Raw genomic sequence first — 24,564 nt, forward strand, 5'->3', positions numbered from 1 at the left:
CAGACCTACGGGTGAGGCAGCGCACGTCTCCGTGACCTAGTGTCCGAGGACGATGACCATCCAGACCGCGCCCGCCTCGTCCGTGCTGACGTTGACCTACGTCAGCTCGGCGCGCGAGCTCTTCACCATCGACCAGCTCGTCGACCTGGTCGAGCAGATCCGCCCGAAGAACCACCGCCTCGGCGTCTCCGGGCTGCTGCTCTACAGCGGCGGCAACGTCATCCAGACGCTCGAGGGCGCGCCCGAGGCGGTCGACGAGCTCTTCTGGACCATCGCCGACGACCCCCGCCACACCGAGGTGCGCCTGCTCGAGCGGCGCCCGCGCGAGGACCGCGCCTTCGCCGGCTGGTCGATGGGCTTCCGCCACCTGACGTCGCGCGAGATCGCCGACACCGTCGGCTACACCGACTTCGTCCGGCACTCCGTCGGCCGCGACCTCGACACCCACCCGGAGTCGGCCTTCGAGCTGCTCGAGAGGTTCCGCGCGACCGCTGTCTGATGGGCCAGACTGGGGCGATGCGGCTCCCCGACCCGGCACTCGTGGTGCTCGTCGGCGCCTCGGGCTCGGGCAAGTCCACCTGGGCTGCCGCGCACTTCCGCGACCAGGAGGTGGTCTCCTCCGACGCGCTGCGCGGCGTAGTGGGCAGCGGGCCGCACGACCTCGACGCCTCGGCCGACGCCTTCGGGGTGCTCGAGACCGTCGTCGCGGCGCGGCTCAAGCGCGGGCTGACGACCGTCGTCGACACGCTCGGCCTGGATGCCGCGAAGCGCCAGGCCTGGCTCGCAGCTGCGCGTGCCGCCGGGCTCCCGGCCGTGGTGGTCCTGCTCGACACCCCCGACGCGGAGTGCCGCCGCCGCAACGCGGCCCGCGACCGCCCGGTGCCGGCGCCGGTCCTGGCCCGTCAGCTGCGGTCGGTGCGCGACGTACGTCCTCTGCTCGAGGCCGAGGGCTGGGACCTGGTCGAACCGGTCGCCGCCGAGGGCGGGGTCGTCGAGCCGACGACGGACCACCCGACCGAGCCGGCGCCCGACCGCATCTCCAGCCTCGGCCTGCGCACCGTCCTCCAGGTCTCGCGCTTCCCGTGGGGCGAGGACCCGCTGGCGTGGCTGACCGGCATCGCGCGGGCGGCCGACGAGGCAGGCTTCGCGGGCCTCGCCCTGATGGACCACCTCATCCAGGTGCCGCAGGTCGGGCGCGCGTGGGAGCCGATCCCCGAGCCATGGGTGACGCTCGGCGCGGTCGCCGCGCTCGGCACCGACCTCGAGCTCGGGACCCTCTGCACGCCGGTCACCTTCCGTCCCGCCGGCGTGACCGCGAAGGCCGCCGCCACCCTGTCGGCGCTCACGGGCGGCCGGGCCTTCGTCGGCATCGGCGCGGGCTGGTGGGAGCGCGAGCACGCCGCCTACGGCATCCCCTTCCCCGCGGCGCGCGACCGGCTCGACCACCTCGAGCACGCGATCGTGACGATGAAGGCGCTCTGGGCGGCCGGCACCAAGGCGTACGACGCCCACGGGGTCGTGCTGCCGGAGACCACCAGCTATCCCCGCCCGGCGGGCCGGATCCCGGTCGTCGTCGGCGGCTCCGGCGAGCGTCGTACGCTCCGGATCGCCGCGCAGCACGGCGACGCTTGCAACCTCCGCACCACCGACGAGGACGAGCTGCGGCGCCTGGTCGGGGTGCTCCACGCCCACTGCGACGACGTCGGCCGCGACCGCGACGAGGTCGAGGTGACCGTCCTCGACCTGCCCGTAGTCGGCCGCGACCGCGACGACGTGTGGGCGCGGGTCGAGCGGCACCGCGGCCGCACCCCCGCAGCGTCGTACGCCGCCCGCACGCACGCCGCGACCGTCGCCGGCCACCGGGACCGCTGGGCCCGCCTCGCGGGGCTGGGCGTGCGCACCGTCTTCCTCGCGACGCCCGACCTCGACCGCCCCGAGGACGTCCTGGACCTGGCCGGTCTCACCGCCTGACGCCGAATCGTCGACGGGCCGTGAGCCCCCGTAGAATGGGCGATGAAAGGGAGTAGTCCCCAACAGGTGCATCGACACACTGACCCCTCGCGGTCCGGTGCACCGGGCCGCCTTCGGGTGGCGGACGAGACTTTCGACCAGCAACACGACCCCTGTTGAAGGACGTGCCTGGTCGAAGGCGCGTCCCGGCTCCCGGGGTCACCTCCGGCCGGGCCGGAGAGGAACACTCCCATGGAAGCGCTGCTCATCAGCACCGCTGTCATCTTCGTCGCCGAGCTCGGCGACAAGTCCCAATTGATGGCGATGACCTTCGCCGCCCGCTACCGCGCGCGCGACGTGCTCATCGGCATCACCGCCGCCACCGCGATCGTGCACCTGGCGTCGGTCGCCATCGGCGCCGCGATCGGCTCGGCCTTCGGCGACTACCAGGCCGCGATCAACGTCGTCGCCGGCATCGCCTTCCTCGGCTTCGCGGCGTGGACGCTGCGCGGTGACGAGCTCACCGAGGAGGAGGCCGACAAGGCCCGCACCAGCCAGGGCGCCGCGATCTTCGCGGTCAGCGTCGCGTTCTTCCTCGCCGAGCTCGGCGACAAGACGATGCTCGCCACGATCACCCTCGCCACGCACAAGGGCTGGTTCGGCACCTGGATCGGCTCCACGGTCGGCATGGTCGCCGCCGACGCGCTCGCCATCGTCGTCGGCGCGCTGCTCGGACGCCGGCTGCCCGAGAAGGCGATCAGGTACGGCGCGACCGCGGCGTTCGTGCTCTTCGGCGTGCTGCTGGTCGTGCAGGGCCTGACCGCCTGAGCCGGCGGGTACTAGCACCATCGGACAGGTCGCGGGGCCGCTCGGTCCCGGGTGAGGCTTGCGCCATGAAGACATCCCACCCGCTCACCCGAGTCGTCGCCGCCGTCGCGGCCACCTCCGTCCTGGGCCTCGCGCCCCTCGTCGTCGCGGCCACCCCCGCCCACGCGTCCGGCGGCGACGACGACCGCGTCATCAACACGGGCTCGTGCTCGTCCGGCGCCCGCTGGAAGCTCAAGGTCAAGACCGACGACGGCCGCCTCGAGGTCGAGGGCGAGGTCGACAGCAACCGGGCCGGCCAGGCCTGGGGCTGGACGCTGCGCCACAACGGCTCCGTCAGCGCGCGTGGCACCTCGACGACCACCGCCCGCAGCGGCTCGTTCGAGGTCGAGCGCAAGATCGTGAACCTCGCCGGCACCGACCGCGTCGTCTTCCGTGCGACGTACGCCGGTCAGACGTGCGTGGGTGTGGTCAACTTCTGACCCGACTACTGGCCTCGGAGGAGGTCTCGTGCGCTGGCTGACGAATCCCGTGGTGCAGTTCCTGGCCGCGGGATTCGTCGCGCTCGTGATCGTGGTGCTCGCGACGAGCGCGCTGAGCCGCGACGCCGCCGACGAGGAGGCGATCCACGACGCCCGCGAGCTCACCAAGGTGCTCGGCCGCTCGGTGGCGCAGCCCGCCGTGCCGCGCGGACTCATCGACGGCAAGGCGTCGGCCATCGACCGGATGGACTGGCACGTCCTCGACCGGCTGCTGGTCGGCGACGTGCGTCGGATCAAGATCTGGGCCGCCGACGGCACCGTGCTCTACAGCGACCAGACCGAGCTGATCGGTGCGGTCTACCCGCTCGACGAGGAGGAGCTCGACGCCCTCCGGAGCGGCGGCACCGACGCCGAGATCTCCGACCTGTCCAAGCCGGAGAACCGCTTCGAGCGCGAGCTCGGCGGCGACCTGCTCGAGGTCTACACCCGGATCACCTCGCCGGAGGGCGAGCCGCTGCTCTTCGAGGCCTACTTCGCCAGCGACCAGATCCAGCAGCAGCGCGAGGAGGTGCTCGACCGCTTCCTGCCGATCTCGCTGGGCTCGCTGATCGGGCTGATGCTGCTGACGACGCCGCTCGTCCTGCTGCTCACCCGGCGCCTCGCGCGCGCCGCGCGTGAGCGGGAGGGCCTGCTGCAGGCGGCCGTCCGCTCGTCCGACGCCGAGCGGCTGCGCATCGCCCGCGACCTGCACGACGGGGTGGTGCAGGACCTGGCCGGGTCGTCGTACGCCCTCTCGACGGTGGCTGCGCGCCCCGCGGTGGACGCAGGTGTCCGCGACGAGCTCGACGGGGTCGGCCGGTCGCTGCGCACGAGCATGCGGTCGCTGCGCTCGCTGCTCGTCGAGATCTACCCGCCCGACCTGCACACCGGCGGTCTCGCCGCCGCGCTGCACGACGTCGTGGCGCCGCTGAGCGCGGCCGGGGTGGTCGTCGATGTCGACGTCAGCGGTGGGGAGACGGCCGGCGACGGTGCGGTCGCCCTGGTCTGGCGGGTCGCCCAGGAGGGCGTGCGCAACGTGGCGCGCCACGCCTCCGCGACGCGGGTCTCGCTGACCGTGCACCGCGAGGACGCCCTGCTGGTGCTGGAGATCGTCGACGACGGGCGAGGCTTCGACACCGCCGTCGTACCTCCCGAGGACCACTTCGGGCTGCGCACCCTCGAGGGACTGGTCCGCGAGTCGGGCGGGGCACTGGAGGTCGAGTCCGCTCCCGGTGAGGGGACCACGTTGCGGATGGAGGTGCCGGTCGGATGATCCGGGTGGTGGTGGCCGACGACCACGCCGTGGTGCGCAGCGGGCTGACCGGGCTGATCGAGGGCACCGACGACCTCGAGGTCGTCGGGGTGGCGGCCAACGGGCGCGAGGCCGTCGAGCAGGTACGCCGACACCGTCCCGACGTGGCGCTGATGGACCTCCAGATGCCCGACGTCGACGGCGTCGAGGCCACCCGCACGATCGTCACCGAGTCGCTGGGCGCCGAGGTCCTGGTGCTGACGTCGTTCTCCGACCAGGCCCGCATCCACGCGGCCATCGACGCCGGAGCGGTCGGCTACCTCCTCAAGGACGCCGAGCCCGAGGTGCTGCTCGACGGGATCCGCGCGGTCGCGCGCGGTGAGTCGCCGATCGACCCGCGGGCCGCGCGGCACCTGCTCGCGGCGCGGGCTCCCGACGGTGCCGAGTCCGTGGGCGAGCTGTCGCCGCGCGAGACCGAGGTGCTGCGGCTGGTCGTGGAGGGCCTGCTCAACAAGCAGATCGCCCAGCGGCTCGGCGTCACCGAGCGCACCGTCAAGGCCCACCTCACCTCTGCCTACCAGCGCATCGGCGTCGCCGACCGCACGCAGGCCGCCCTCTGGGCGCAACGTCACGGGTTGGTGGACCCCTCGTAGACCGGGGTCCCGGTACGCTCGCCGGACGTCGATGCCGGGGGCCACAACCGCCACACGTGTCCGACATGTCGCCCCTGGAAGGCCGAATCGAGGGCGACAACCGCCACACGTGTGGGGTGAGCGTTGATGCCGGGGCCACAACCGCCGCACGTGTCCGACTTCGTCGGCCTGTCTAGTGTCGAGGGCATGCAGACACGCACTCTCGGAACCCAGCTGGTCGGCGCGGTCGGCCTCGGCCTGATGACCTTCGACCAGTCCGGCACGCAGCCGCGGCAGCAGCTCGTCGACACCGTCAGGGCGGCGCTCGACGCGGGCGTCACCCTCTTCGACACCGCCGACGCCTACGGGCCCGGTGACGAGTTGGGCGCCGGCGCCCAGGGCGAGAACGAGCGGCTGATCGCCTCGATCCTCGACGAGCTCGGCGTCCGCGACCGCGTCTTCCTCGCCACCAAGGGCGGTCACGTCCGCACGGACGGCGGCGGCTGGGCGACCGACAGCTCGGCCGACCACCTGCGCCAGGCGGTCGACGACAGCCTCCAGCGCCTCGGCGTCGAGCAGCTCGCGCTGTGGCAGCACCACCGCCCCGACCCGAAGGTCCCCTACGACGAGGTCATCGGCACGGTGAAGGAGATCGCCGACAGCGGCAAGGTCGCCCACGTCGGCCTCTCCAACGCTGACCCCGAGCAGATCCGGGCCGCGTACGCCGTCCTCGGTGACCGGCTGGTCAGCGTGCAGAACCAGTTCTCCCCGGCCTTCCGCAGCTCGCGCCCCGAGATCGACGTGTGCGAGGAGCTCGGCCTGGCCTTTCTGCCGTGGAGCCCGCTGGGAGGGCTGTCCAACGCCAAGGAGCTCGCTGACAAGCACCCCGCGTTCGCGAAGATCGCCGCAGACCGCGGCGTGAGTGCCCAGCAGGTGGCGCTGGCGTGGGAGCTCGCCCAGTCGCCGGTCGTGATCCCGATCCCCGGTGCCAAGAGGCCGTCGTCGATCACCGACTCCGCCGCCGCGGCGGAGATCGAGCTGGGCGCCGACGAGCTCGCCGCGCTCGACGCGAGCTAGGTCGGTGGTTGAGGTGCGAGCGCAGCGAGCCTCGAAAGCCCGTCCCCTCCCGGCCCGCGTGGTCGACACCGTGATGGACCGTTCGCTGGTCCTCGGCTACACCACGATCGGCCTGGCCGTCCGGCGCGCGCTGCCGGGCTGGCCGGCTGACCCGCCGGCCGACGCGCTGCGCGGCCGGCACGTGCTGGTCACCGGCGCCAGCTCGGGGCTCGGCACCGCCACGGTCGAGGGCCTTGCCGCCCTCGGCGCGGTCGTGCACATGCTCGTGCGCGACGAGGCCAAGGGCGCCGGGGTGGCCGACCGGATCCGGGCGTCGCAGCCCGGTGCGGAGCTGCGGCTGTGGCGCTGCGACGTGGCCGACCTCGACGACGTACGACGTCTCGCGGAGGCGTTCGCAGCCGAGGTCGGGGAGCTGCACGCCGTCGTCCACAACGCCGGCGTCATGCCACCCACCCGCACCGAGTCGCCCCAGGGGCACGAGCTCAGCATGGCCGTCCACCTGCTCGGTCCGGTCGTGATGACCGAGGCGCTGCGCGGCGTGCTGTCGGGTGGGCGCGTGGTGCTGGTGAGCAGCGGCGGGATGTACGGCCAGCCGCTGCGCGCCGACGACCCGGGCTACGAGAAGGGCGACTACTCGCCCACGACGTCCTATGCCCGCTCCAAGCGCTGGCAGGTCGAGATGGCGCCCCTGCTCGCCGAGCGGTGGGCCGCCGACGACATCACCGTCGCGACGATGCACCCCGGCTGGGCCGACACCCCCGGCGTGCAGGAGTCGCTGCCGACCTTCCGCAAGCTCACCCGCCCGGTCCTGCGCGACGATGCCCAGGGCGCCGACACCAGCGTCTGGCTCGCGGCCGTCGAGCCGGCCCCGCCGACCGGTCGCTTCTGGCACGACCGCGTCGAGCGCCCCACCAGCCTGCTCCCGAAGACCCGCCCCGATGCGGCCACCCGCGACCGGGCCTGGGCCTGGCTGCGGGCGGCGGCCGACCTCACCTGAGCCCGCCACTCCCGATATCTGAGGACACCACGGTCGTGATCCGGCCCTCTGGACGACCATGACGTCCTCAGACATCCGGTTCAGGGGCCCCGCATAGGGTGGCGCGGGTGCTGAGCCTCCAGATCGACGACGCCCGCCTGTCCGACCTCGAGCCGTGGCACGCGGACCAGCTCGCCGCGCTGATGCGTGCCCACGGAGCGGACTTCTACGAGTGGCTGCCGTGGGAGGGCTTCGAGCAGGTCGAGGCCGCGCGCGGCTTCCTCGACGGCTTCGCGAAGTCCCGCGGCGAGACCGGCCGCCGGATCTTCGGCATCTGGGTCGGCGACGAGCTGGTCGGCGCCACCTTGTTCCCGTCCTTCAACGCCCGGTCCGCGACGGCCGAGGTCGGCGTACTCCTCGCCGCCCCGGCGCGGGGTCGCGGCATCGTGACGCGAGCCGTCGCGGCCATGCTCGACTGGGCCTTCACCGAGCGCGGCGTGCACCGCGTCGAGTGGAAGTGCGCCCCGGGCAACGAGGCGAGCCGACGGATGGCGCAGCGCCTCGGCTTCACCCACGAGGGCACGCTCCGCGAGGCCTTCCCGGTGCGCGACGTGCGCCAGGACCTCGAGGTCTGGTCCCTCCTCTCCCGCGAGTGGCAGGGCCTTCCGGCGTAGTCCAGTGAGTTCTGGCTGTCCCCCCCGGGGTAGTCCAGTGAGTTCTGGCTGTCGTGCAGGCTGCTGGACGACCATTCGTCACTGGACTACCCCGGAAGACGTCACCCAGAAAACTTGACTCGTTCAAGAAAAGGGGGCAGGGTGGCTGGCGATGGACGACATCGACGAGGCCACGTTCGAGCACCTGCTCCGGGGCGCAGACCTGCGGGTCACCCGGCCGCGGCTCGCGGTGCTCCGTGCCGTACGACGTCATCCGCACGCCGACACCGGCAGCGTCCTCGCCGCCGTCCGGGCCGAGGAGCCGACCGTCTCCCACCAGGCGGTCTACGACGTCCTCGGCGCGCTCACCGACTCCGGCCTCGTTCGGCGCATCCAGCCGGCGGGCTCCGTGGCGCGCTACGAGCTGCGCGTCGGCGACAACCACCACCACGTCGTGTGCCGCTCCTGCGGAGCGGTCGCCGACGTGGACTGCGCTGTCGGGCACACGCCGTGCCTCACCGCGTCCGACGCCGGCGGCTTCGTCATCGACGAGGCCGAGGTCACCTACTGGGGCCTGTGCCCCTCCTGCGCCTCCCGTCCCACGACGTCCACCGACAGCAGCAACTGAAAGGGAACCCCATGTCCGACGACCTGCCCAACGAGTCCGAGCGCGCGACCGACACCTCCGACAGCAACCAGGCCAACGCCGAGGTCGGGGAGATGAACGAGGACGCCCCCGCGGGCAAGTGCCCCGTGCTGCACGACGGTGGCGCCCACCCGACCCAGGGCGACGCGAACAGCGCCTGGTGGCCCGAGCGGCTCAACCTCAAGATCCTCGCCAAGAACCAGCCGGTCCTGAACCCGCTCGGCGCCGACTTCGACTACGCCGCCGCGTTCGGCGCGCTCGACCTCCCCGCGGTCAAGGCCGACATCGCCGCGATCCTCACCGACAGCCAGGACTGGTGGCCCGCCGACTTCGGCCACTACGGCCCGCTGATGATCCGCATGGCGTGGCACAGCGCCGGCACCTACCGCGTCCAGGACGGCCGCGGCGGGGGTGGCACCGGCCAGCAGCGCTTCGCCCCGCTCAACTCCTGGCCCGACAACGGCAACCTCGACAAGGCCCGCCGTCTGCTGTGGCCGGTCAAGAAGAAGTACGGCAACGCCCTCTCGTGGGCCGACCTGATGATCCTCACCGGCAACGTCGCGCTCGAATCGATGGGCTTCAAGACCTTCGGCTTCGCCGGCGGTCGCATCGACGCCTGGGAGCCGGACGACGACGTCTACTGGGGCCCGGAGACCGAGTGGCTCGGCGGTGACCGCGGCGGCGAGCAGCGCTACCACGGTGACCGCGAGCTGGAGAACCCGCTCGCCGCAGTCCAGATGGGCCTCATCTACGTCAACCCCGAGGGCCCGGAGGGCAACCCCGACCCGATCCTCGCCGCGCACGACATCCGCGACACGTTCAGCCGGATGGCGATGAACGACGAGGAGACCGTCGCGCTGATCGCCGGTGGCCACACCTTCGGCAAGACCCACGGTGCCGCCGACCCCGAGGCCAACGTCGGCCCCGAGCCCGAGGCCGCGCCGATCGAGACCGGTGGCCTGGGGTGGCTGTCGAAGTACGGCTCCGGTGTCGGCAAGGACGCCATCACGTCGGGCCTCGAGGTCACCTGGACCGACAAGCCCACCCAGTGGAGCAACCGCTTCTTCGAGATCCTCTTCGGCCACGAGTGGGAGCTCGAGACGAGCCCCGCCGGCGCCAGCCAGTGGGTCGCCAAGGACTCCGACGCGATCATCCCGGCGCCCGACGAGGGCGGCGCGAAGCGCAGGCCGACGATGCTCACGACCGACCTGTCCCTGCGCATGGACCCGGCCTACGAGCAGATCTCGCGCCGCTTCCTGGAGAACCCCGACGAGTTCGCCGACGCCTTCGCCCGCGCATGGTTCAAGCTGACCCACCGCGACATGGGCCCGGTCAGCCGCTACGTCGGCCCCGAGGTCCCCTCGGAGGAGCTGCTCTGGCAGGACCCGATCCCGGCTCCCGCCCACACCGCCTCGGCCGAGACGGTCGCCGCGGTCAAGCAGCAGATCGCCGACGCCGGCCTCACGGTCAGCCAGCTGGTCTCGACCGCGTGGGCGGCAGCATCGTCGTACCGCAGCAGCGACAAGCGCGGTGGCGCCAACGGTGGCCGCATCCGCCTGGAGCCGCAGCGCAGCTGGGAGGCCAACGACCCGCAGCAGCTCGCCGGCGTCATCACGGTGCTCGAGGGCATCGCGGCCGGCAACGACATCACGTTCGCCGACACCGTGGTCCTCGCGGGCAACGTCGGTGTCGAGCAGGCGGCGGCCGCAGCCGGCGTCACCGTCGAGGTGCCGTTCACCCCGGGTCGCGGCGACGCCACCCAGGAGCAGACCGACGTCGAGTCGTTCGCGTGGCTCGAGCCGAAGGCCGACGGCTTCCGCAACTACCTGCGGTCCGACGCCAAGCTGCCCGCGGAGTACCTCCTCGTCGACAAGGCCAACCTGCTCGGCCTGAGCGCACCCGAGCTGACCGTCCTCGTCGGCGGCCTCCGGGTGCTGGGTGCCAACACGGCGGCCTCCACCGACGGCGTGCTCACCGAGCGCCCGGGCGAGCTGACGAACGACTTCTTCGTCAACCTGCTCGACCTCGGCACGGTCTGGAGCCCGGCGGGCTCCAACGACCGCTACGAGAGCGGCGCCTGGACGGGCACGCGCGCCGACCTGGTCTTCGCGTCGAACTCCGAGCTGCGCGCGGTCGCGGAGGTCTACGCCCAGGACGGCTCGCAGGAGAAGTTCGTGCACGACTTCGTCGCTGCGTGGGCCAAGGTCATGGACAACGACCGGTTCGACGTCTGACGCTGGACCGCGTGGATGCGCGGACGGAGCACTTCGAGGGCTCTGCCCTCGCGGCCGACACGTGGGTGCCGTGGTACCTGCCCCACTGGTCGAGCCGCGAGGGCACCCGGGCGTCCTACGACGTCACGGGCTCGGTGCTCCGCCTGGGCATCCCGACCGAGCAGGGCCTCTGGTGCCCCGACCGGCACACGCCCGCCCTGCGGACCTCGACCATCGCGTCGGGGCTGTACGCCGGCCCGCTGGGGTCGACGGTCGGGCAGCAACCCTTCGCCGACGGCCTGACGGTCACCGAGGAGCAGGACCCCTTCCGGGGGTGGCTGCTCACCGGTGGCCGTCTGTCCGTCCGGGCCCGGGCCGACCTCTCGCGCCGGTCGATGGTCTCGGTCTGGCTGACCGGCTTCGAGGACGAGCCCGACCGCTGCGGCGAGGTGTGCGTCTTCGAGGTCTTCGGCGACACGGTCACCGACGCCACGGCCGGCGTCGGCGCGGGCGTGCACGAGTTCCGTGACCCGGCGCTGCGCGAGGACTTCTCCGTGACACCGCTCGAGCTCGACCTCGGCGAGTGGCACGACTACGCCATCACGATGGGCCCGGACGGGTGCACCTGGACGGTCGACGGTGAGGTGCTGCGCACCTCCGACCAGTGGCCGACGTACCCGCTCCAGCTCTTCGTCGGCGTCTTCGACTTCCCCGACCGCGACGACGGCACGCTGGGCGACCACGCGCCGACCTTCGAGGTCGACTCCATCGAGCACACATCGGACGGGGTGTCATGACCGACCACGCGACCCCCAACCTCCCGTCCCGCGACCTCGACGCGACGGTCGGCTTCTACGCCGACCTCGGCTTCGCGGCGACCTACCACGACCCGGGCTGGCTGATCCTCGAGCGCGGGACCCTCAAGCTCGAGTTCTTCCCCGACCCGGGGATGGACCCCGCCTCGACCGCAGCGAGCTGCTGCCTGCGGGTCGACGACGTCGACGAGCTGTACGCCGCCTGCGTCGCGGCCGGCCTGCCGGTGACCCACCTCGGCTGGCCGCGCCTGCACCCGCCGCGGGTCGAGGACTCGGGGATGCGGATCGGCGCGCTCATCGACGGCGACGGCAACCTGCTGCGGCTCGTGCAGAACCCCTGACCGTCAGGGACGCGTCTCCAGCCAGGTGATCGGGTCGCCGTTGCCCTGCTCGAGCCGCGGGTCGAGCGAGTGCCGGACCAGGGCCCGGCGGTGCGCGGCATGGGTGAGCACGTGCGCGACGATGCCGCCGAGGGTGAACGACTGCGGCGGCTCGCACAGCGCGTCGACCACCGTGTCGCCCCAGCCGCCGCGCTGTGCGGTGTCGGCGACGAAGGACCGCCAGCGCGGTGCCACCTCGTCGTGCCGCTGTCGCAGCGCGGCGACCTCGGCCGTGCCCAGGTCGGGGAAGTCGGTGCCGTCGATGGCGGCGAGCCAGACCTCCTTGGTGTGCACCTGCGTCCGCAGCAGGACCGCGGGGGACAGGTCGGCATCGTCGAACGCGGCGGGCGTCAGTCCGGAGACGGCCGCGGTGCGCAGCGACGCGTCCGGTGCCTCGGCGGCGAGGTCGAGCAGGGCGGTGGTGTCGGCGAGGTCGTGCTCGACGAGCACGGCGGTCAGGTCCATCGATGCCTCCGTGGGTTCGGCGTCGACCCAGAGGGCGGCCGGGGCGTGGAAGTGGATCCCGCTCGGGGCGGGCAGGCGGTGCGCAGCGAGCTCGCCCGCGCGGCTGGGCGCGATGCCGAAGCTGCGGGAGAAGGAGCGCGAGAAGCCCTCGAGCGAGTCGAAGCCGCTGTCCCACGCGACGTCCGTGACCGACCGTCCCTGACGGAGCAGCCACGCCGCGCGCTCGAGCAGCACCCGCCGGCGCAGGGTCGCGGGTGGCTCGCCCGTACGACGTCGTACGACGCGGGCGAAGTGGGTCGGCGAGGTGAACGCGCGGGCCGCCATCTCCTCGACGCCGACCGCCGCACCGTCGTCGTCGGCGAGCACCGCGTCGAGGAGCTCGCGCAAGGGATCGCGCGTCATGCCCCCAGCGTGACGCACCGGAGCGGATCCGGCTTGACCGTTCCCTCCACGATCGGGCTCAGCCGGCGACGGCCTCGTCGCCGACGGTGATCGTCCCCGAGCTGAGCAGCCGGAAGACGGCGCCGCCGCGAGGGGACTTCAGCGCCTGCATCGCGCCGGGGCCGAGGTCGTCGTCGAGCAGGCGGCAGGGGGCGGCAATGCGGACGACCTCGAGCTCGACGTCGCCGATCGTCAGGCGCTCGCCGGGTCGGGTCGGGACCGGCCCCTCGGTCAGGGTGATGTTGCGTCGGGTGAGGCCGGGGTCGACGGGCCGGCCGAGCGCCTCGGCCGCTGCCATGAGGTCGTCGAGCGCCTGCACGGTGACGTGCCGGTGCTTGCTGCCGTGGTAGCGGTCGCCGACCAGGCCGGCGCCCGCCTCGGCCTCGACGGAAACCACCGACTTCGTCGGCAGCCGTCGACCGGGCGCGACGTGGATGGTGTGGACGCGAGGAAGGTCCGGGGAATCCACGGTGCGACCGTACGCCGCGGCCGGGCATGATCGCGTCATGATCTCCGAGCCCAAGGCCGACCTGAAGCACTACCTCGACAACGTCCGCGAGGCGCTGCTGTGGAAGCTCGACGGCGTCAGCGAGCGCGACCTCCGGCTGCCACGCACGCCCACCGGCACCAACCTGCTCGGCATCGTGCGCCACGTGGCCAACGTGGAGATCGGCTACTTCGGCCCGACCTTCGACCGCGCGTGGCCCGAGCCCGACCACCCGCTCGTGGTCGACGACGCCGACTACGCCGCGGATCCGCAGGCCGACTGGTGGGTGCCGGCCGAGATCTCGGCGGCCGAGGTCGTCGCGTTCTACCGGAAGGTGATCGCCTTCGGCGACGCGACCATCGCCGAGCTGCCTCTCGACGCCGTCGGCCGGGTGCCGTGGTGGTCCGACGGCGACGTCACGCTGCACCAGGTCATCACGCACGTCATCGTCGACATCGCCCGCCATGCCGGCCACGCCGACATCCTCCGCGAGGAGGTCGACGGCGCCGCCGGTCTGCGGGTCGGCGTGTCCAACCTGCCCGACGGCGTGGACTGGCCGGCGTACGTCGAGCGGCTGCGGAACGTCGCGGAGCAGTTCCCCGGCTAGTGCACCAGCGCCTCGACCAGCACCCGCAGCGCGGCGAGCTGGCGGCGCATGTGGTCGGGGTCGCCGGTCGTCCGGCACAGGATGAAGGCGCCCTCGAAGGTGACGAACACGTGGTCGGCCAGCGCGTCGAGGTCGTGGTCGGTGTCGCCCAGCGCGTCGCGCAGGAGGGTGACGATCTCGTCGCGCCACGTGACCACCGCGCCCAGGATCGCGCCAGTCGCGTCGGGGCCGGCGAGCTGCCGCTCGGTGAGCACCGAGACGTAGAGGCAGTTGGACTGCGCCGACATGATCTCGTCGCCGCGGCCCTCGAAGTGGCGGACGAACTCGACCAGCCGGACCTTCGGGTCCTCGAGGTGGGCGACCGCGGCGAGGCCGTCGTACAACGTCTGCACGTCGTGCGCGGCGTAGCGCTCGACGAGCTGCTCGCCGAGGTCGGTCTTGGAGGAGAAGTGGTGGAAGAACGCGCCCTTCGACGACCCCGCCTCGGCGATCACCTGGTCGACCGAGGTCGCGGCGAAGCCGTTGTCGGTGACCAGGCGCTCGGCGGCGTCGAGGAGCCGGATCCGGGTGGCAGTTCCGTCGCGGGGCATGACACCACTTGTACCAGACTGGATGGTCTGCTAAAACAGACCAATCAGTCTGATACGTCCGGGGAGGGTCCGATGAGCGCAGGTCCGCAGGCAGAACCGATCGAGTCGACGACGCAGTGGCGGCTGCCCGAGGTGGCGGCGGGGTGGGTGACCGACGCCGGCCTGGAGACCGACCTGATCTTCCACCGCGGCATCGACCTGCCCGACTTCGCCGCCTTCCCGCTCGTGGAGGACGAGCGGGGCCGGCGCGAGCTCGACTCCTACTACCGGGGGTTCGTCGACGTGGCGGCCGGCGCGGGCGCGGGCCTGCTCCTCGAGACCGCGACCTGGCGGGCCAACCCCGACTGGGGTGCCCGTCTCGGGTACGACGCCGAGGCCCTGCGTCGCGTCAACGTGCGCGCGGTCGAGGGCCTGCGCGAGCTCGCCGAGGAGGTGCGGGAGCGGGTGGCCGCCGTGCAGGTGGTGGGCTCGATCGGACCGCGTGGCGACGGCTACGTCGCCGGTGAGATGGAGGCCGACCAGGCCGCCGACTACCACCGCGCCCAGGTCGCCGCCTTCGCCGAGGCGGGCGCCGACCTCACGACGGCGTACACCCTGACGACGGTCGCCGAGGCGATCGGCATCGTGCGCGCTGCCGGCGACGTCGGCCTGCCGGTCGGCATCGCGTTCACGGTCGAGACCGACGGCCGGCTGCCCGACGGCACCCCGCTCGGCGAGGCGATCACCACTCTCGACGCGGCCACCGGCTCCGGCGCCGCCCACCTGCTCGTCAACTGCGCGCACCCCGACCACGTCGCGCCCGGCGTCGACGAGGCGGCGCCCTGGGCCGCGCGCATCGCCGGCCTGCGGGTGAACTCCTCCCGCCTCAGCCACGCCGAGCTCGACGAGGCCGAGGAGCTCGACGAGGGCGACCTCGCCGACCTGACCGCGACGACGCGGGGTCTCCTCGCCCGGCTGCCGGCGGCCCGGATCGTCGGCGGCTGCTGCGGCACCGACGTGCGCCACGTCGCGGCGATGTGGGCGGACGGATCTCCCGTCACCGCCTGACCGGGTGACCGGGCACTTCGCGTCCGTCAGGCGGGCATGCGGGCGTCGAGGAAGCGCACGGTGCGGTCCATCGCGGCGATGAAGGCGGGGCCGAACGCGTGGGTGTCGTCGTACCACTCGAGGGTGGAGTCGACGCCCGCGTCGGTCAGCGCGCGTTGGGTCGCGCGGGCCCACCTCGGCGGGCAGGTGTCGTCGAAGCGGCCGTGGGCCAGCAGCACCGGCTCGGTGATCTCGTCGAAGGCCGGGCGGGACGACACGCCTCGCCAGAACTCCGGGTCGTCGTCGGGCAGCCCGTGCCGTCCGCGGAAGCCCGCACGCAGCTGGGCGACGGGTGCGTCGGGGCGCTGGAAGTGGTCGAAGTTCTGCCCCTCCAGGCTCGAGACCGACGCCCACGCGACACCGGCCGCCACCAGCCCCGGCTCGGCCTCGAGTGCCTTGAGGACGACGCCGCTGCCCATCGACCGGCCGAAGAGGGCGATCCGGTCCGGGTCGACGCGCACGTCGCGCGACCCCGTCAGCGCATGGACGGCGGCGATCACGTCAGCGCTGTAGCCGAGGCGTACGGCGGTCTCGACGCGTGGGTCGTCGGTCGACTCGGCGTGGTTGCGGTAGTCGACGTGCAGGGCGACGTAGCCGCGCTCGGCGAGGAAGCCGCGCTCGCGGGTCATGCCCTGCCCGCGCACGTAGTAGGCCGGATCGATGTAGCCGTGCGCGAGCACCACCGCCGGCCATCCCTGATCACCCTGGGGCCCGCGCCAGGTCGGCACGTTGAGCACCCCGCTGATCCGCAACGGCGCCGAGCCATTGCCCGACGTCGTCGACGCGAACGTGACGTCGTACGACGTGTAGGCGGACGTCCGCTCGCGCACCGCGCCCAGCCGCAGGCCACCGCCCGTCAGCTCGGCGTCGGCCAGCGCCGCCACGGAGATCGGGTCCGGCGGCTCCGTCGGCTCGGAGGTGGCCTCCGGCGTCGGCTCCTCGCTGGGCGAGGGCGACGGCGCAGCCGAGGTCGACCGGCTCGACGGGGCGGAGCCGGGCGGGTCCGCGGACTCGCGCTCGCCGGAGCAGGCGGCCAGCAGGGGCAGGGAGACGACGGCCGTCGTGGCCAGCTGGGCGGCTCGCCGCCGGTGGGCGTCCATGCCTCCAGTGTGCGGGACCCGACCCAGCCGGGCGTCCGGTCACACATCCGGCCTCCCGTTCGTCAGGAGAATGAACAGCGCACACGAGAGGGCGACCACATGGACCAGACGGAGATCTTCGAGGCCGAGAGGCCTCGTCTCCTCGGCATCGCCGGCCGCGTGCTGGCGGACCACGCCGAGGCCGAGGACGTCGTGCAGCAGGCGTGGTTGCGGCTGGACCGGGCGGTGACCCGTGACGGCATCGAGATCGAGAACCTGCCGGCCTGGCTGACCACCGTCACCACCCGGCTGTGCCTGGACCGGCTGCGCTCCCGCACGCCCGTGCCGGTCGAGGACGTCGAGTTCGGCGACCACGGCGACCAGCCGACCGTCCCCGACCCGGCGGACGACGTCGCCCTGGCCGACACGGTCGGCATCGCGCTGCAGGCGGTCATCGACCGGCTCTCGCCGCGCGAGCGGGTGGCCTTCGTGCTGCACGACAGCTTCGGCTTCGAGTTCGGCACGATCGCCGCGGTCCTCGACACCACGCCCGCCGCGGCCCGCAAGCTCGCCTCGCGCGCCCGCTCCAAGGTCGCCCAGCCGTCTTCGGAGGACGCGCTGGCCGACTGGGAGGTCGTCGACGCGTTCATGGACGCCGCCCGCGGCGGTGACTTCGAGCGACTGCTCCAGCTGCTCGCCCCCGACGCCGTCGTCGGCGCCGACGAGGCCGCGATCCTGGCCGGCACCCCGGCCTCGATCCAGGGCCGCGACGAGGTCGCCACCTTCTTCAACGGCAGCGCCCAGACCGCCCTCTCGGTCTTCGTGGGCGAGCGCCCCGCCTCGGCCTGGTACCTCAAGGGCGAGGCCAAGGTCGTCTTCGACTTCGAGGTCGTCGACGGCCACGTCGCGGGCATCACCTTCCGCGCGGCTCCCGACGTCCTCGCCCAGGTCGTACGCCGCGACGGCGCCGACCCGAAGTAGCCCGAGCGGTCACACCCGTGGCCGCTCGATCGTCAGACCAGCAGACCCCCCACACACCAGAGTCGAGGAGACCGACATGAAGACCATGACCTGCACCCAGCTCGGCGGCCCGTGCGACCTCGCCCACCACGGCGAGACCCACGACGACGTCATCAACGCCCAGGACAAGCACCTCAAGCAGGCCGAGAAGGCCGGCGACGCCGCCCACCAGCCGGCGCGCGACGAGATGAAGGGTCGCTGGCGCCACCCCAAGAAGTCGATGGGCTGGTACCGCGACATGAAGGCCGCGTTCGCCGCGCTTCCCGAGGACTGACGCCTCCCCTGCTGACGCTTCACCATGGGATGTCGTCGAATGGGCGCTTGCCACGGTCACCTGACCGAGGCAGGTGCCCATTGGCCTACATACCGTGGTGGACAGTCAGCGGCGGCGGTCCGCCAGGCCCCACGCCAGACCGGCGGCCGCGGCGGTCACGCCGAAGACGGCCGGCCAGCGGCCGACCTTCTTCGCCAGCGGGTGCGAGACGCCCATCGCGCTCCAGTAGGCCGCGGTGAGACCGGCCGCGAGCGGCGCGCCGCCGACGGCGTACCACTGCCGCGCCGCCACCGCGTTGGCCGCGAGCATCGCGGCTCCGCCGAGAGGCCGTACGCCGGTCTGCTGGGCCAGCACGAAGCCGCCGACGAGGCCGCCGGCGAGCAGGGGAGCGGTGGGGACGCGGGAGAGGTCGGGCACCGCTCGAGCGTAGCCAGCCGGGTGTCGGCCCTTTCCGCAGGTGTCACGACACCGTAAGGAGCACGACCGCGAAACCGGCCTAGCCTCGAAGCGAGGAGGTGCAGACGAGATGGACATGATGAGCCCAGGTGTGGTGGCGGCAGTCCTGCTGGCCGTGCTCGTGGTGGGTGCTGTGGCCTACGTGGCCCTGCGGATGATGGGTGCCCGCGAGGTCGAGGGCGACCACCCGGGCGAGAAGGGCTACGTGCCGACGAGCCGCGACCACGACTGAACCTCGGTGACCGTGGTCACGACGGCCGCGAGGACGCAGACTGGGGGTCCGCCACCGAGAGGACTCCCGTCGTGACCGAGCTGCAGGTCGTCGCCACCATCCCCGCCAAGCCCGAGGCGGTCGACCAGATCCGGGCCGCGCTCCAGGTGCTGGCTGATGCGACCCGCGCGGAAGAGGGCTGCCTGTCCTACGACCTCTTCGAGTCGGCGACCGCGCCGGGCACGTTCGTCACCGTGGAGCGGTGGACGGACGCGGCGGCACTGGACGTCCACCTGTCGTCGTCCCACGTCGCCGATGCCTTCGCCGCGGCGGACGGAGCCTTGAGTGGTGAGGTCGCGGTCCACCCGCTCCAGCCGGTGGTCTGAGCCTCCAGACCACCGGCCGTCCCGAGGTCAGTTGTGACCGACGCGGCCCTTGCCGCCGGCGGCCCAGCAGACCTTCCCGACGCAGTCGATCGCGTGGTAGCCCTTGTCGCTGACCCGCTGCCAGGTCGCGCCGCCGTCGCTGGTGACGCTGGAGCCGGTCGAGCCGTCGTAGTCGCCGGTCGCGACGGCGTAGCGCCAGCTGTGCAGCACGGTGACGTCCTCGCCGATGTGGGTCAGGTCGCCGCCGACCGACCACGTCCGCCCGTTGCGGGTGTACGCCGTCGTGTCGGCCGTGTCCTTGGAGTCAGCGAAGTCGCCACCCACGGCGATGCCGCGCTGCGGTGAGGAGAAGGCTCCGGCGAAGCCGCCGGCAGCCTCACCGGCCGGGATGCCGGACTCGACCGCGGTCCAGGTCAGGCCGCGGTCAACCGACTTGAGGACGCGCGACTTCGCGCCGCCGGTGACGATGAAGGCCGCTCGGCCGGAGGTGACCAGGCAGTCGCCGCTGGCGGCGAAGCCGAACTCCTTGTCGGAGGCGGGCATGCCCTTGGACGGCAGCACCTCCCAGCTGCGGCCGCGGTCCTTCGTCGAGAGGATGCGCAGCTTGCCGTCGACCGGGTCGCTCACCGCGAGCCCGCGCCGGCCGCTGCCGTAGAACGCCATGCAGTCGTAGAACGCGTTCTCGTCGTCGTTGCGGAAGGACTCGGTCCACGAGGCGCCGCCGTCGGTCGAGCGGTAGATCCGCGAGGCGTCGCCCGGACCGATCGCCAGGACGTGCGCGACCTTGCCGTGCACCTCGACGTCGCGGAAGGACAGGCCGCCGGTGTCGGCCGGGCTCACGTCGGTCCAGGTCTCGCCGCGGTCGGTCGTGCGGAAGACCCGGGCCGGGCCGCCCTTGGTGAGGCTCTCGCCGGTGACCCAGGCCTCCTTCCGGCTGACCGCCTCGAGGCCGCGGAAGTTCTGGTCGGCGTCGAGGACCTTCTCGGTCCACCCGCTCGCGAACGGGTTGTGGCCCTTGGGCTTGGCGCCGGCGTGGCCGGGTGCGGCCGAGGTGCTGGCGGGGAGGGTGAGGGCCAGTGCGGTCAGCACGGCCACGGGGATGAGGGTTGCTCCGAGTCGTCGCATCCGGCCACCCTGCTCCGCACCCACGGGGTTGTCCAGACTCGACACGGCCCGCACCATGCGGTACCGGAACGTCCGGTTCCGGGCCTACCGTCACAGCATGAGCGCCGACGACACGACCACGTCCGATGTCTGGGTCCCGCCGTGGTGGGAGCCGCCGCTGGCCGGCACCGAGGTCGAGCACCTGCTGGGTGCCCTGGGCCGGATGCGCGCGACCTTCCGGTGGAAGGCCGACGGGCTGGACGAGACCGGGCTGCGGCAGCGGCTGCCCTCCTCGAGCCTGTCGCTCGGCGGGCTGCTGCTCCACCTCGCCGCGGCCGAGGACTACTACCTGCTCACGAAGCTGCGCGGGGTCGAGCTGGAGGAGCCATGGGCCTCGATGGGCTCCGACGGCAGCAACGACTGGGAGTTCGCCCACGCCGACACGATGCCCGCGACCACGCTCTATGCGGTGTACGACGAGGCGGTCGAGCGCGCCGACGAGCGGATCGAGGCAGCGCTCGCCGACGGCGGCCTCGACCTGGTCGCGCACGTCGACGACGGCAACGGCAACCACCCGCGGCTGCGCCGCCTGCTCTTCGACATGCTCGAGGAGTACGGTCGCCACACCGGCCACGCCGACTTGATCCGCGAGGCGGTCGACGGACGCGTCGGTGAGGACCCGCCCGACGACTGGAGGCCCTGATGCCCGGACCCGAGGGGTTCGACTACGAGGTGCGCGGCACCGAGGTGCTGATCACGCACCACGGCCGCCGCGCGACCGTGCTGCGCGGCAGCGCCGCGGCCCGCTTCCTCGACGACGTCGAGCGCGAGGACGACCAGGAGCTGATGGCGCGCCTCACCGGCAACTACCGGCGCGGCAACGAGCGCACCGCGAAGAACCACCCGCGCAACGCGGGCCGCTGAGCCCCTACTCGGACGGCTCCGGGATCTTGACGTCCTTGCAGTCCACCTTCGGGTTGACCCCGGTGTAGTTGAGCGGCCCGGCGACCACGGTGAGCGCGATGTCGCCGGCCTCCGAGCAGTTGGTGTCCGCGTCGTCGAAGTAGTCGCGCTGGTAGGCGGCGAAGGCGCCGATCACCAGCCAGATCACCACCAGGATTCCGATCAGTCGTCCCATGGGGGTCCTCCTCGTGTCGTACGGCCTCGTGAGCCGATCGACCGAGCATGCGCCCGCCCGGACGGGCCCACCACCCACTCAGGGGTAGGGGGACATCAGGCGCTGACCTTGCGCCACGCGCGCAGGACGAGGTCGGTGTGGTGGTGCGCACCGGGCCCCTCCGGTGCCGTACGACGCCTCTCGCCCGCCTGCTCGACGGCCCAGTCCGTCGGTGGGAGAGCGGCGAGCACGTCCTCGTGCCGGACGTAGTCGTCGGGGTCGAAGCCGTGCTCCCTCGCGCGCTCGCGGTCGACGTGCGCGTGGTGCACGACCAGCAGCGTGCCGCCCTCGGCGACCGCGTCGAGCAGCACGTCGAGCACCGACCCGTCGGCCCGCAGCAGGGCGGGGTAGAACACCGAGACCAGGTCGTAGGCCGACTCATCGGGCAGGTCCTCCAGGCCGTGGTGCAGCCAGCGGACCTCGACCCCGGCCTGCTCGGCGGCCTCGCGGGCACGGTCCAGCGCCTTGCCCGAGACGTCGAGCGCGTCGACCCGCCAGCCCCGCAGCGCCAGCCAGATCGCGTCGGCACCCTCACCGCAGCCGACATCGAGCGCCGTGCGCGGCGTCATGTCCGCGACCTCGCGCACCAGCGCCTCGTTGGGGTGGCCGCTCCACATCGCCTGGTCGCCGTAGCGCTCGTCCCACGCCTCCGGGCTGTGGTGGGCGTGCAGGTGTCGGTGCTGGTCGCTGATGGCCCTCAACTCCTAGGGTGCGTGCATGACGATCATCGCTGTGGTCCTCGCGGTCCTGGCCGCGCTGCTCCACGTCTACATCTTCGTCCTCGAGGCGTTCCGCTGGAACGAGCCGGCGACGCGCAAGACCTTCGGTGTCTCCGAGTCCGACGCCCCGATCCTGGCGCCGATGGCCTACAACCAGGGCTTCTACAACCTCTTCCTGGCGATCGTCACGTTCGTCGGCGTCGCGATGATCAGCTCCGACAACACCACCGGCACGGCGCTCGCACTCGCCGGCACCGGCTCGATGCTGGCAGCCGCGGTCGTGCTGGTCACCCACGACCGGTCGATGGCGCGGGCGGCCGCGACCCAGGGCACGATCCCGCTCCTCGCGGTCGTCTTCCTGCTGCTCCAGCTCTGAGGCCCTACTGGCGCAGGGAGTCGGCCTCGCGGATCGCGTCAGCGATCACCTCGGGGACGACGGGCTCCATCCAGTGCGGGGCGTCCACCCAGTGCAGCACGCCGGGCGAGAAGCGGTCGACGTAGTCGGCCTGCAGGTCGAGGATCCGGGCGTCGTACTCGGGTGACTCGTAGTCGTTCTGGTCCCAGGGCTCCTGCTTCGAGGCGAGGTAGACGACGGGGATCGCGGGCTCGTGGCCGATGGTCGGCTGGAGCGACCGGTAGAGGTCGTACTGCGAGATCCGCTCGACCGAGCAGCACGCGTCCTCCTTGTCGAAGTGACGCTGCCGGAAGCGCTTCGGGAGGAGGTGGTCCAGCGTGAGCTCGTCCGGGAAGGCGCTGTCGCCGAGCACCATGGCGACGACGTCGTCGGGGTGCTTGGCAAGGTACGCACTCGCCACGACCCCGCCGAACGAGCCGGCGTACAGGAGGTACGGAGGCTCGACGCGGGCGGCTGCGAGGACCCCCTCCATGTCGCTGACGACGTCGTCCGGTGTCTGCGGTGCGTCCACGGTCTCGCTCGAGCCCACGTTGCGCCGGTCGTAGGCGCAGAACCGGTAGTCGTCCACGAGGAGGTTGCCCACCGTCAGGACGTGCTCGTGGGGGATGAACGCCTTGTCATCGACCCAGCCGTGGAGGAACACCACGGTCACCGGCCCCTCGCCCGAGCACGTCATGTAGATCCCGTGGCCATCGACGTCGTAGACCTGCTCAGTGACCTTGACGCGACCCTCGTCGTCCGGAGAGACCGAGCTCGGAGCGGGCTGTCCGCTCGGAACGTCTGCCCCGCAGCCGCCGACGAGTGCGCACACGACCAGGACCAGTCCTGGGATGCCGAGACTCTTCATCGCACGCTCCTCCTCACGGTTCCCTCGTCCGACCCGTCGGGAATGCGGACCTCGACCTCGTCGGGCGATGGCCAGACGAGGTCCGGCGTCGTCCCGTCGCACGCGCACCGGCCCACCGGGCCCACGAGCTCGCGGCCGGAGCCGTCGGGCCCGACCGTCACCAGGGTGAGTCGCACCGCGCTGCCGGTTCCGTCCCCGGCCGTGCGGGTCGCGAGGACGATCGCCAGGCGCGACTCGTCGGGCGCCCAGGCGACGGCAGTGGCCCACGACAGCCGACGTGCATCGGACTCCCCCGGAGTGGGGGCGCTCCACACGACCGTGGCCGTCGACCTGCCGACGGGCACGACCGCGACGACCGACGGCAGCTCGCCGCGCAGCGCCGCGACCACGTCCCGGTCGCCGGAGGGCGACCGCGCGACGTCGACCACGGTCGCATCCTCGCCGAGGGCCGCGCGCACCGACGCGGGCACCGTGTCGGTGGCGACCTGCTCGGCCGGTCGATCCGCACCGCGCCCCCACGCCGCGACCCCTGCCATCACCGCCACCAGGGCCACGGCCGTCGTACGTCCGCGTGCGCGGCGACGTCGGGTGCGGTGCAGGTCGGAGAGCCGGGCCTCGACGTCGGCAGGGCTGACCTCGTGCAGGGCCCGTGCGGCCCGCTCGCCGAGCACGTCGATGTCCGTCGTCATGACCCCTCCACGCCGAGGCGCTGCGCGAGAGTCGCGCGGGCCCGCGCCAGGTGCGCCTTCACCGACCCCTCGCTGATCGCGAGAGTGCCGGCGATGTCGGCGCCGCTCATCCCGTAGACGTAGCGCAGGGCGGCACACTGGGCCTGGCGCCTGGGCAGGCTCCGGACCGCGGCCCAGAACTCCTCCGACTCCTCGTCCAGTGGCACCACGGGCGCACGCGGGGAGATGCGGGCGAGTGCCTTCAGCTCGACGAGGCGCCGCCGGAACGAGGAGATCGCCAGGTTCGCGCAGGTCCGGCGGACCCACGCGTGGGGCGACTGGGCGTCCTCCACCTCGGCCCAGCGCCGGTAGGCCGCCAGCATCGCCTCCTGCGCGACGTCCTCTGCGGCCGCGGCGCCGCACAGGCCGCGGGCGAGGCTGACCAGCCCGGGCAGCTCGGCCCGGTAGAAGTCAGCGAAGCGTTCGCGCTCGTGGGTGGCCGCTGCCCGGCGCGCGGGCGTGGCCACATCGGGGGCGACGTCGAGGACGACCTGCCGCATGACTCATGGTCGCGCGGCGGGTCGGTGAGGAT

At 72.7% G+C, this 24,564-nt stretch carries 33 protein-coding genes; 22 read left to right on the forward strand and 11 right to left on the reverse strand.

Going from position 1 to position 24,564, the window contains the following annotated elements; translation table 11 throughout:
- The first annotated feature begins 52 nt into the window (after positions 1-52).
- The 13 genes from J2X46_RS10430 to J2X46_RS10490 all read left to right on the forward strand — a co-directional run bounded on the left by J2X46_RS10430 (position 53) and on the right by J2X46_RS10490 (position 11,901).
- Positions 53-499 (forward strand): BLUF domain-containing protein, encoded by a 447-nt coding sequence (locus J2X46_RS10430; protein WP_310249861.1) that lies wholly within the window; start codon positions 53-55, stop codon positions 497-499.
- 17 nt (positions 500-516) lie between these two features.
- On the forward strand, positions 517-1,971 hold the full coding sequence (locus J2X46_RS10435; RefSeq protein WP_310249863.1) for an LLM class flavin-dependent oxidoreductase: 1,455 nt from the start codon (positions 517-519) through the stop codon (positions 1,969-1,971).
- 231 nt (positions 1,972-2,202) lie between these two features.
- Complete coding sequence (locus tag J2X46_RS10440; RefSeq protein ID WP_310249867.1) at positions 2,203-2,778, forward strand: TMEM165/GDT1 family protein; 576 nt, start codon at positions 2,203-2,205, stop codon at positions 2,776-2,778.
- Positions 2,779-2,843: 65 nt separating this feature from the next.
- The gene (locus tag J2X46_RS10445) at positions 2,844-3,257 is read left to right on the forward strand and encodes a hypothetical protein (RefSeq protein ID WP_310249868.1); all 414 of its coding nucleotides are present in this window, start codon (positions 2,844-2,846) and stop codon (positions 3,255-3,257) included.
- Between the two features lie 28 nt (positions 3,258-3,285).
- Positions 3,286-4,569, forward strand: coding sequence for a histidine kinase (locus tag J2X46_RS10450; RefSeq protein ID WP_310249869.1), 1,284 nt, complete (start codon positions 3,286-3,288; stop codon positions 4,567-4,569).
- The gene (locus J2X46_RS10455; RefSeq protein ID WP_310249871.1) at positions 4,566-5,201 is read left to right on the forward strand and encodes a response regulator transcription factor; all 636 of its coding nucleotides are present in this window, start codon (positions 4,566-4,568) and stop codon (positions 5,199-5,201) included. The genes J2X46_RS10450 and J2X46_RS10455 overlap by 4 nt, the downstream gene beginning before the upstream one ends.
- Positions 5,202-5,387: 186 nt before the next feature.
- Positions 5,388-6,257 carry an aldo/keto reductase gene (locus J2X46_RS10460; protein WP_310249873.1) on the forward strand — a complete coding sequence of 290 codons (870 nt, stop codon included), beginning with the start codon at positions 5,388-5,390 and terminating at the stop codon, positions 6,255-6,257.
- 58 nt (positions 6,258-6,315) lie between these two features.
- Positions 6,316-7,254 (forward strand): SDR family NAD(P)-dependent oxidoreductase, encoded by a 939-nt coding sequence (locus J2X46_RS10465; RefSeq protein WP_310249876.1) that lies wholly within the window; start codon positions 6,316-6,318, stop codon positions 7,252-7,254.
- 107 nt (positions 7,255-7,361) lie between these two features.
- The gene (locus J2X46_RS10470) at positions 7,362-7,907 is read left to right on the forward strand and encodes a GNAT family protein (RefSeq protein ID WP_310249879.1); all 546 of its coding nucleotides are present in this window, start codon (positions 7,362-7,364) and stop codon (positions 7,905-7,907) included.
- A gap of 151 nt (positions 7,908-8,058) precedes the next feature.
- Positions 8,059-8,514, forward strand: a complete 456-nt coding sequence (locus J2X46_RS10475) for a Fur family transcriptional regulator (RefSeq protein WP_310249880.1) — start codon at positions 8,059-8,061, stop codon at positions 8,512-8,514.
- Positions 8,515-8,525: 11 nt separating this feature from the next.
- Complete coding sequence (katG, locus tag J2X46_RS10480) at positions 8,526-10,766, forward strand: catalase/peroxidase HPI (protein WP_397213825.1); 2,241 nt, start codon at positions 8,526-8,528, stop codon at positions 10,764-10,766.
- An 11-nt stretch (positions 10,767-10,777) separates the two neighbouring features.
- Positions 10,778-11,542, forward strand: a complete 765-nt coding sequence (locus J2X46_RS10485; RefSeq protein WP_310249883.1) for a glycoside hydrolase family 16 protein — start codon at positions 10,778-10,780, stop codon at positions 11,540-11,542.
- Complete coding sequence (locus J2X46_RS10490; RefSeq protein ID WP_310249885.1) at positions 11,539-11,901, forward strand: bleomycin resistance protein; 363 nt, start codon at positions 11,539-11,541, stop codon at positions 11,899-11,901. Before J2X46_RS10485 ends, J2X46_RS10490 begins: the two co-directional genes overlap by 4 nt.
- A 3-nt stretch (positions 11,902-11,904) precedes the next feature.
- Here J2X46_RS10490 and J2X46_RS10495 read toward each other — a convergent pair whose 3' ends face one another.
- Both J2X46_RS10495 and J2X46_RS10500 read right to left on the reverse strand, forming a co-directional pair.
- Positions 11,905-12,807 carry a helix-turn-helix domain-containing protein gene (locus J2X46_RS10495; RefSeq protein WP_310249888.1) on the reverse strand — a complete coding sequence of 301 codons (903 nt, stop codon included), beginning with the start codon at positions 12,805-12,807 and terminating at the stop codon, positions 11,905-11,907.
- A gap of 58 nt (positions 12,808-12,865) precedes the next feature.
- Positions 12,866-13,315, reverse strand: a complete 450-nt coding sequence (locus J2X46_RS10500) for an MOSC domain-containing protein (RefSeq protein WP_310249892.1) — start codon at positions 13,313-13,315, stop codon at positions 12,866-12,868.
- Positions 13,316-13,352: 37 nt separating this feature from the next.
- On the opposite strand from J2X46_RS10500, the gene J2X46_RS10505 reads away from it, so the two are divergent.
- Positions 13,353-13,940: a DinB family protein gene (locus J2X46_RS10505; protein WP_310249895.1), complete on the forward strand. Its 588-nt coding sequence runs from the start codon at positions 13,353-13,355 to the stop codon at positions 13,938-13,940.
- Here J2X46_RS10505 and J2X46_RS10510 read toward each other — a convergent pair.
- Entirely contained in the window at positions 13,937-14,530 is a 594-nt protein-coding gene (locus J2X46_RS10510; protein WP_310249898.1) for a TetR/AcrR family transcriptional regulator, read from the reverse strand. The genes J2X46_RS10505 and J2X46_RS10510 overlap by 4 nt on opposite strands.
- 72 nt (positions 14,531-14,602) lie before the next feature.
- Here J2X46_RS10510 and J2X46_RS10515 point away from each other — a divergent pair, with 72 nt between their 5' ends.
- Complete coding sequence (locus J2X46_RS10515; RefSeq protein ID WP_310249901.1) at positions 14,603-15,577, forward strand: homocysteine S-methyltransferase family protein; 975 nt, start codon at positions 14,603-14,605, stop codon at positions 15,575-15,577.
- A 26-nt stretch (positions 15,578-15,603) separates the two neighbouring features.
- Here J2X46_RS10515 and J2X46_RS10520 read toward each other — a convergent pair whose 3' ends face one another.
- Positions 15,604-16,716: a prolyl oligopeptidase family serine peptidase gene (locus J2X46_RS10520; RefSeq protein WP_310249903.1), complete on the reverse strand. Its 1,113-nt coding sequence runs from the start codon at positions 16,714-16,716 to the stop codon at positions 15,604-15,606.
- Positions 16,717-16,815: 99 nt separating this feature from the next.
- Between J2X46_RS10520 and J2X46_RS10525 the strand changes: the two genes are divergently transcribed.
- Together J2X46_RS10525 and J2X46_RS10530 are read left to right on the forward strand one after the other, a co-directional pair.
- A complete protein-coding gene (locus J2X46_RS10525; protein WP_310249908.1) occupies positions 16,816-17,676 on the forward strand; it encodes a sigma-70 family RNA polymerase sigma factor in 861 nt (286 codons plus the stop codon).
- A 76-nt stretch (positions 17,677-17,752) separates the two neighbouring features.
- The gene (locus tag J2X46_RS10530) at positions 17,753-17,989 is read left to right on the forward strand and encodes a hypothetical protein (protein WP_310249910.1); all 237 of its coding nucleotides are present in this window, start codon (positions 17,753-17,755) and stop codon (positions 17,987-17,989) included.
- A gap of 105 nt (positions 17,990-18,094) precedes the next feature.
- Here the strand turns inward: J2X46_RS10530 and J2X46_RS10535 are convergent, their stop codons facing one another.
- Positions 18,095-18,406 carry a hypothetical protein gene (locus J2X46_RS10535; protein ID WP_310249913.1) on the reverse strand — a complete coding sequence of 104 codons (312 nt, stop codon included), beginning with the start codon at positions 18,404-18,406 and terminating at the stop codon, positions 18,095-18,097.
- A 115-nt stretch (positions 18,407-18,521) separates the two neighbouring features.
- On the opposite strand from J2X46_RS10535, the gene J2X46_RS10540 reads away from it, so the two are divergent.
- Positions 18,522-18,677 (forward strand): hypothetical protein, encoded by a 156-nt coding sequence (locus J2X46_RS10540; protein WP_310249916.1) that lies wholly within the window; start codon positions 18,522-18,524, stop codon positions 18,675-18,677.
- Positions 18,678-18,748: 71 nt separating this feature from the next.
- Positions 18,749-19,042: a putative quinol monooxygenase gene (locus tag J2X46_RS10545; protein WP_310249918.1), complete on the forward strand. Its 294-nt coding sequence runs from the start codon at positions 18,749-18,751 to the stop codon at positions 19,040-19,042.
- Between the two features lie 27 nt (positions 19,043-19,069).
- On the opposite strand, the gene J2X46_RS10550 is transcribed toward J2X46_RS10545, so the two are convergent.
- Positions 19,070-20,167: an oxidoreductase gene (locus J2X46_RS10550; protein WP_310249921.1), complete on the reverse strand. Its 1,098-nt coding sequence runs from the start codon at positions 20,165-20,167 to the stop codon at positions 19,070-19,072.
- Positions 20,168-20,264: 97 nt separating this feature from the next.
- Between J2X46_RS10550 and J2X46_RS10555 the strand changes: the two genes are divergently transcribed.
- Entirely contained in the window at positions 20,265-20,849 is a 585-nt protein-coding gene (locus J2X46_RS10555; RefSeq protein WP_310249923.1) for a DUF664 domain-containing protein, read from the forward strand.
- The gene (locus J2X46_RS10560) at positions 20,849-21,070 is read left to right on the forward strand and encodes a hypothetical protein (RefSeq protein ID WP_310249924.1); all 222 of its coding nucleotides are present in this window, start codon (positions 20,849-20,851) and stop codon (positions 21,068-21,070) included. The genes J2X46_RS10555 and J2X46_RS10560 overlap by 1 nt, the downstream gene beginning before the upstream one ends.
- A gap of 4 nt (positions 21,071-21,074) precedes the next feature.
- Here the strand turns inward: J2X46_RS10560 and J2X46_RS10565 are convergent, their stop codons facing one another.
- Positions 21,075-21,284: a hypothetical protein gene (locus J2X46_RS10565; RefSeq protein ID WP_310249927.1), complete on the reverse strand. Its 210-nt coding sequence runs from the start codon at positions 21,282-21,284 to the stop codon at positions 21,075-21,077.
- 95 nt (positions 21,285-21,379) lie between these two features.
- The gene (locus tag J2X46_RS10570; RefSeq protein WP_310249929.1) at positions 21,380-22,024 is read right to left on the reverse strand and encodes a methyltransferase domain-containing protein; all 645 of its coding nucleotides are present in this window, start codon (positions 22,022-22,024) and stop codon (positions 21,380-21,382) included.
- Between the two features lie 16 nt (positions 22,025-22,040).
- Here J2X46_RS10570 and J2X46_RS10575 point away from each other — a divergent pair, with 16 nt between their 5' ends.
- Positions 22,041-22,418 carry a DUF1304 domain-containing protein gene (locus tag J2X46_RS10575; protein WP_310249932.1) on the forward strand — a complete coding sequence of 126 codons (378 nt, stop codon included), beginning with the start codon at positions 22,041-22,043 and terminating at the stop codon, positions 22,416-22,418.
- Between the two features lie 4 nt (positions 22,419-22,422).
- On the opposite strand, the gene J2X46_RS10580 is transcribed toward J2X46_RS10575, so the two are convergent.
- The 3 genes from J2X46_RS10580 to J2X46_RS10590 are packed head-to-tail and all read right to left on the reverse strand — an operon-like array spanning position 22,423 to position 24,532.
- The gene (locus tag J2X46_RS10580) at positions 22,423-23,304 is read right to left on the reverse strand and encodes an alpha/beta hydrolase (protein ID WP_310249936.1); all 882 of its coding nucleotides are present in this window, start codon (positions 23,302-23,304) and stop codon (positions 22,423-22,425) included.
- Positions 23,301-23,993, reverse strand: coding sequence for a hypothetical protein (locus J2X46_RS10585; protein WP_310249939.1), 693 nt, complete (start codon positions 23,991-23,993; stop codon positions 23,301-23,303). Before J2X46_RS10585 ends, J2X46_RS10580 begins: the two co-directional genes overlap by 4 nt.
- Entirely contained in the window at positions 23,990-24,532 is a 543-nt protein-coding gene (locus tag J2X46_RS10590) for a sigma-70 family RNA polymerase sigma factor (RefSeq protein ID WP_310249941.1), read from the reverse strand. The genes J2X46_RS10585 and J2X46_RS10590 overlap by 4 nt, the downstream gene beginning before the upstream one ends.
- Positions 24,533-24,564 lie beyond the last annotated feature (32 nt).

The organism is Nocardioides sp. BE266, assembly GCF_031457855.1.
Classification (GTDB): Bacteria; Actinomycetota; Actinomycetes; order Propionibacteriales; family Nocardioidaceae; genus Nocardioides.